The sequence below is a fragment of the Pseudomonas avellanae BPIC 631 genome, from assembly GCF_000444135.1.
Lineage (GTDB): Bacteria > Pseudomonadota > Gammaproteobacteria > Pseudomonadales > Pseudomonadaceae > Aquipseudomonas > Aquipseudomonas avellanae.
Window position 1 is genome coordinate 22,523 of the sequence record NZ_ATDK01000045.1, and the last position, 6,670, is coordinate 29,192.

Genomic DNA, 6,670 nt, shown 5'->3' on the forward strand with positions numbered 1-6,670 from the left:
ACGAGCCGTTTATGAGGCTGGGGGGGGTATCGGCAGGCGATACAACCCGAGGTTCAACTCGACTCAGCCGTTCAACGCACCCCTTCCTGACGCAGTGCGTTGGGTGTGAAGTCGCTGGCGCCGGCTGTGAAGCCGAACTCGTACGCTCTTTTTTCCTCGTTTTTCATGCCCAGCGCCACGTAGCGACCCGATTGCAGGTCATACAGGGTTTCGATCGCATACCACGGCACTTGCTGGTCGTAGTAGTTTTCCGAGTGTGCCTCGGCCACACGCCACAGCTGACCGCGCCCGTCGTAGTGGTCGATAACGGCTGCCTGCCAGGTGTCTTCGTCAAAGAAGAAGTCGCGCTTGGCGTAGATGTGGCGCTGACCTTCCTTGAGTGTGGCAGTGACATGCCAGACGCGGCGCAGCTCATAGCGGGTCAAGTCCTGATTGATGTGGCCGGCCTTGATGATGTCGGCGTACTTGAGCGTCGGGTCGTCCAGCTTGTGGCTGTTGGAGGCGATGTACATTTCCTGCTTGCCGATCAGTTTCCAGTCATAGCGATCCGGCGCGCCGTTGTACATGTCGAGGTTATCGGAGGTGCGCAGACCATCCGAAGCGGTACCAGGGCCGTCATACGACACCTGAGGTGCGCGTCGTACCCGGCGCTGACCGGCGTTGTACAGCCATGCCGAGCGCGGTTCGGCGACCTGATCCAGGGTTTCGTGCACCAGGAGCACACCGCCTGCCAAGCGTGCCGGAGCCGTCACTTCCTGCTTGAAGTAGAACAGGATGTTACCCGGGTTTTTCGGGTCGAAATCCCGCAATTTGTCGCGAAACACAAACTGGTCGGAGAAGTACACCAGGCTGTAGGAGCCGTTGGCCTGCGGCGTGGCCTGAGTGACCAGACGTTTCACGCTGCCGCCGCGATAACGGGTGATGTGGTTCCAGATGACTTCCACACCGCTGGCCGGAATCGGGAATGGAATGGCCGTGTCGAAGTTTTCCAGACCGCTGCCGCCACTGACCAGTTTGGAGGTCGTGGCGTTTTTCTTGATGGCGGCAAACACGCTATCCGGCACGGTAGCGCCGCGATGGGTCGGGTAGACCGGAATCCGGTAGCTGTCCGGGTAACGCTTGAACATTGCGTATTGGCCCGGTGCCAGCTTGTCCTTGTACTGCTCCACGTTGGCGGCCGTGATCGTAAACAACGGCTTTTCGCTGGCGTACGGGTTGGCAAGGAAGCCCTTGCTGTCCACCGCGCCGGCGTTTTTCGGCATCGGGCTCCAGGCCGAAATGGTATTGGCGGCATTGCCGGCCTTTTCCGCGCCCATCGGCGTCAGGGTGGTCCCAAGCTTTGCCGCGTCGGAAGCGGAGACTGCCGCCATGACACCGGTTGCCAGCAACGACAGGCCCAACACACCGGCCTGCAACAGACTTTTTGTTATTTTCATGTTCATCGTCATCCTGAAAACCATGTGCTTAGAAGTTCATGCCGAAGCTGAGCGCCACGAAGTCCCGGTCATCGACCGTGGTGTATTTCCCGTCAAAGAAGTTGGTGTAGGAAAGGTTCGCGGTGTAGGTGTTCTGGTACTCGGCATCCAGGCCCAGGCTGACCGCCTTGCGGCCTTCTTCGAAGTTACCGCCAGGGCCGGGTGAATAACCCTTCACGTCATGCGACCAGGCCACGCTTGGACGCAGGTTGACCCCGGCGAACACGCTGTTGTAATCCCAGATGGCGCGTGCGCGATAACCCCAGGAGTTGGCTGTGGTAAAGCCGTCGTCTTCGCAATAGCGGGTCAGGTTGTTCTGCTCGGCACCGGTCAATGTGCCGGCGTTCAGCGTTGCGCATTGACCGCCAGGCAATGGACCCGGACCGTACACCGGGTCGCGGCCGTAACGGATTTTCGAGGTGCTTTCCAGACCACCGACGTGGGTCCAGCCCACCTCGCCCACCACGGTCAGACGCTCGGCGCCCATAACCTGATCGAAGAACTGGGTGAACGTGGTCTGCATCTGGGTGATTTCTTTGCGGCGATAACCGGGCTGATCAGTGTTCGGCCGCCCGCTCAGCAGCGATACGTTGGGGTTGAGCGGCGAAATACCCGAATACAGGATGTCGGTGGTGTTGACCTGCACCGGTGCATTCGGACGGTAGCTGATCTCGCCGCTCCAGGCGGTGCCGGTAGGCAATGTGGTAGAGAAGCTCAAGCCGTACAGGCGAATGTCTTCGGGGTATTCGACGTAATAACTGGAGTTGCCTGCCACCACGACGGGCAGCAAGGTCGGCGCCAACGCTGCAGCGGTGCCGGCCGGCAAGCCGTTACGAACCAGCGAGCCGACCAGCCCTTGGGGGCTGAACGAAGCCGCCGAACCACCGCGACCGCTGAAAATCGGGGCGCGGCTGTGGTAATTCATCATGTAGGCACCGAACTCGGTGTCCAGCGGCTCGAAGTTGTAGCGCATGGCAAACCCGAACTGGCCGCTGTCACGCGCATCACGATCAGGACCACGGCGCACCACAGCGCCCTCGTCCGGGTTGCCGAACACCACGCCCTGCTGCGACAGCGAGTTGAACACCGCCCCGCGCGCGCCGGCTGGCAAACCGGCCGCCGTCAGCGAACTGTTCAGGCCGCTGCGGCTGCGCAGTACTGCAAGGTTATTGTTGCAACCGTCGGCGATCACGTCTGGCTGCGAGAAGAAGGTGCCGCAGTTGTCGACCACCGTCTGGTCCCATTCCAGCTGGTAGAAGCCTTCGGCAGACAGGTTGTCGGTCAGGCTTTGCGACACGTAAAACATGTTGACCGGAATCAGGCCTTCCTTGATTTCCGAGCCCGGACGCCGAAAGGCCGAGACATCAACCGGATTGACGCTGTTGATGCCGCCCTGAATAAAGGTACTTTCACCCCAACTGATGACCTGCTTGCCGAAGCGCACCGCGCCCGGTTGATCAGCGATCGAATAGTTGTGATAAACGAAGGCATCGAGCAACTGGAACCCGGAGGACTTGGCGCCCTCTTTACGGCCCGAATCGCTGATGTCCTTGAACTCGCGGTTTTCATCCTTGAGTTCGAAGTCGTACCAGTATTTGCCACGCACAAACACACCGGTATCGCCGTACTTGAGCTCCAGATCATGAATGCCCTTGAAAATCTTCGAAAACGTCTCCCCACGCTTGAAGTTCAAGTGGCCGTCATCAGAGGTCTGCGACAACCCACGCCCGCCATTGTTGGCCCCGATCAGGTTTTTGTTGGCTTTCTCGGTCGACCAGCTCGCGCCCACCGACAACGAGGAGTCGAAACTGCCTTCGATTTCACCGACGTTGAAGGTCACGCCAAACGCCGGGCCGGCCAGTGAAGACGCAAGGCTGACAGCCAGGGGCAGCTTGGCCCGACGCCAGAATGGGGTTGTGGTTGTCATCGATGCTACTCCGTGTGTTTTATTGTTATGGCAGTGGGGAAATCCAAAAACGACTCGGTCATCGAATCAACACACACAGCCAGGTCCGCTCTTGCTCATTCCCTGTGCCGACTATAGCCAGCAGGCTACGACGCTAGATCCCTCTAAAGTGTGATTTGCAGAACCAACGCCTCTGGCCCGCCCGTTTCCGGGAAGGCACGCGAAAGTGCCCGGCGAGGAGGATGGCTTAAACAGGGAATTTGGCAAGTCGTATAACAGGACCTGCGGCGCAGACACTTGCCGCGCCCGACGGGCACGGCAAGCAAAGGGCGTCAGAGGGTGGAAAGGAACGTGCTGTTGCTGTTTTGCCATTCCACGATGTCCAGACGCATGCGCTTCTTGTCGAGTTTGCCGACGCTGGTCTTGGGAATTTCGGTAACAAGCGCGATCTGGCTGGGAATCGCCCACTTATTGATGTGACCTTGCTCGACGAATGGCTTGAGATGCTCCTTCAGTTCCTTTGCATCGAACGGATGACCTTCGCGGATAACCAGCAAGGCAAACGGCCGCTCGCCCCATTGCGGATCAGCAATACCGACCACGGCCACTTCGCGAACGGCCGGGTGTCTGCTGCACAGGTCTTCGAGTTCCAGCGACGAAATCCACTCGCCGCCAGTCTTGATCACGTCCTTGATGCGGTCACGAATATCGATAAACCCCATGTCGTCCAGCGTCGCTACATCGTCGGTGCGCAACCAGCCGCCCGCCCACAGTTCTGCACCTTTTTCCGGCTCACGGTAGTAGCTTTCGGTCAGCCAGGGCGCGCGCAGGACCAGTTCACCCTGGGTTTCGCCATCGGCCGGCAAAAAGTTGCCCTGCTGATCGATGATCGCGGCGTCTACCAGCATTCCCGGTACCCCGGCCTTGATCCGGTAGGTGATCTGTTCGTCTTCGCTGCCGGCTTTCAGCTCTTCGTTGATGTGCGCGACCGAAATCAGCGGTCCGGTTTCCGACATGCCGTAGGCGGCGGTGAGCTGAATGCCCTTGGCCTTGGCCGCCTGATACAGGCTGCGATTCAGTGCGCTGCCGCCAATGACGATTTTCCAGCCGCCGAAATCGACATCCTGAGCCGACTTGGCGTTGAGCAGCATTTGCAGGATGGTCGGCACGCAATGCGAGAAGGTGACCTTCTCCCGGCGCCACAACTCCACCAGCAGTTCGGGCTCGTAGCGGCCGGGATAGACCTGCTTGAGCCCCAGCATGGTCGCGGCATACGGAATGCCCCAGGCGTGCACATGGAACATCGGCGTGATGGGCATGTAGACGTCATTGGTGCCGAGCAGCCGTGTGCTGTCGATGCAGCCCATGATGGCCGACAGACCCAGGGTGTGCAGCACCAGTTGGCGGTGGGTGAAATAGACCCCTTTGGGGTTGCCAGTGGTGCCGGTGGTGTAAAACATGGTGGCGACCGAGTTTTCGTCGAAATCCTCGAATTCGTACTCGGGGCTGGCTGCCGCCAGCAACGTCTCATACTCGCCGACAAGGTTGGGCAAGTCAGCGGTCTTGTCGGGCAGGTCAGTCAGCAACAGGGTCTTTTCGACGGTGGTCAGGTGTCCGGCCATGGCCTGATAAAGGCCCGTGAACTCGCTGTTGACCAGCACCAGGCGGTCATCGGCATGATTGATGGTGTAAGCGATCTGCTCGGTTGAAAGCCGGACGTTCACGGTGTCGACGGCTGTGACACACACGATTAGTAAAACTCGCTGCAAGCCCCTATATTCATGGGCTAGAGCGGGGTTCACCTTGGTACACAGCTTATTCAGAACGACCATTCTGGGGCATGTGCACGTTCCCTGCGTCCGGTACACGTGCAGCATTGGAGTTCTGAATGTCCTACCTCACCCGCCGCGACGGTCGATACAGCTACCGTCGTCGATTCCCTGCTGACGTTGCAGAGGTAGTCGGGCGTACCGAATACCGTAGAGCCTTGGGTACTGCTGACCGATCCGAGGCACTGAAGCTGGCGCATGTTGTATCGGTGGAGTTCGACCGTATCTGTGACGCTGCCCTGTCCGCCCCTGAGAGCACGCCCGAGGCTGTACCTACGCAGAGTGCAACCGATGTACTGGGCAACCTTGATGCCGTCGTGCGCAGCATCACGCTTGATGTGGTGGACCGGATGCAGCGCCCCGGATGGCAGGCAGAGATTGAGTGGAAGAAACAAGCCCTTGATGCGCACGCCCAGGGGCAGATGCCACCTGGTGTGCAGATGCATCCCGTCACTGCTAGAGCGGCGCTAAGAGCGCTGGACAGCGTGCTAGAGGGCAACCCTGTACCACTTCACTGCGATGACAGAGCAACTCCCGTACGCGCCAATACCGCGCCTGACTCACCTGTTGGAACCCGCACCGCGAAGGTGTACGAACACGTACTAGATGAGTACTGCGAGGGTGTGAGCAAGGGCCGTGCAGACAAAGTACGAAGTCTGAGCAGGAAGGTACTTAAATGGCCAAGCACTCAGGAACAGCAAGTACAGAGCCTGATGCAGTACTGCACTGAGAAGCTGGCCGGGGGCGGTAAACCTACGTCTGTGCATTCCGATGCGTACAGCCTGCTAGCGGTACTCAAACGGATACCGGGATGGGCTGGCATGGTATTGCCGAAAGCCGGGGCAGTAGCTAAGGCCGTCCGCTCAGGCGCTGGTATGAGCAAGGACCAGCGCCAACCGATCCCACTTAAACAGATGCTGACGCTGCACCTGCAAATCAAAGCCAGTACTCCGGTGCACTACCCCGCCGTTGTTCTGCTGGCCCGGTATGCCTTGCGCCCGAGTGAGCTATTGCAAGAAGGCCCGGAGGCACTAACTTACCGCGTGGACGTGCTGGGCAAGCGTGAACTGGTGTTCAAGGCTGCACTTAGTGGTGGTAAGAACGCGGCTAGCCGTCGTGACTTGCCGGTACATCCTGATGATGAATCCTTGTTCCGCGCAGTGCTGTCGGGCTTGAACATGCCCGCCGGGGCAACTCCCACCGAACGAGATAAACGGGTGCGTCAGCGTGTAAAGAGCCTGTCCCGTGTGTTCACCCGCGCCTTGGGCGAAGACTCTGGCCTGAGCCTGTACAGCCAGCGGCATACCTGCGCGGACCTGCTGCGGGCAGTCGGGGCAACTACAGATGAGGTGGGTGGCATCCTAGTGTACTGTTTTCGAAAAAATCAGCCACCAACTAACGGAAAATTCAAATCTTATCAATAGCTTAGCTTGCAGGTTATGGGTAACTTATTTCGAAAA

General features: G+C 59.1%; 3 protein-coding genes and 1 pseudogene. 1 reads left to right on the forward strand and 3 read right to left on the reverse strand.

Translation table 11 applies throughout. The features are described from left to right. Positions 1 to 71: 71 nt before the first annotated feature. The 3 genes and pseudogenes from DW49_RS0102115 to DW49_RS0102125 form a co-directional block, all read right to left on the reverse strand. Entirely contained in the window at positions 72 to 1,436 is a 1,365-nt protein-coding gene (locus DW49_RS0102115; protein WP_005736534.1) for a DUF1329 domain-containing protein, read from the reverse strand. A 28-nt stretch (positions 1,437 to 1,464) separates the two neighbouring features. Next, a complete protein-coding gene (locus tag DW49_RS0102120; RefSeq protein ID WP_005615261.1) occupies positions 1,465 to 3,402 on the reverse strand; it encodes a DUF1302 domain-containing protein in 1,938 nt (645 codons plus the stop codon). 311 nt (positions 3,403 to 3,713) lie between these two features. Then, a pseudogene (locus DW49_RS0102125) lies at positions 3,714 to 5,117 on the reverse strand (fatty acid--CoA ligase); the annotation flags it as partial. 152 nt (positions 5,118 to 5,269) lie between these two features. Here DW49_RS0102125 and DW49_RS0102130 point away from each other — a divergent pair. Then, a complete protein-coding gene (locus DW49_RS0102130) occupies positions 5,270 to 6,634 on the forward strand; it encodes a DUF6538 domain-containing protein (RefSeq protein WP_024421085.1) in 1,365 nt (454 codons plus the stop codon). Positions 6,635 to 6,670: the final 36 nt, after the last annotated feature.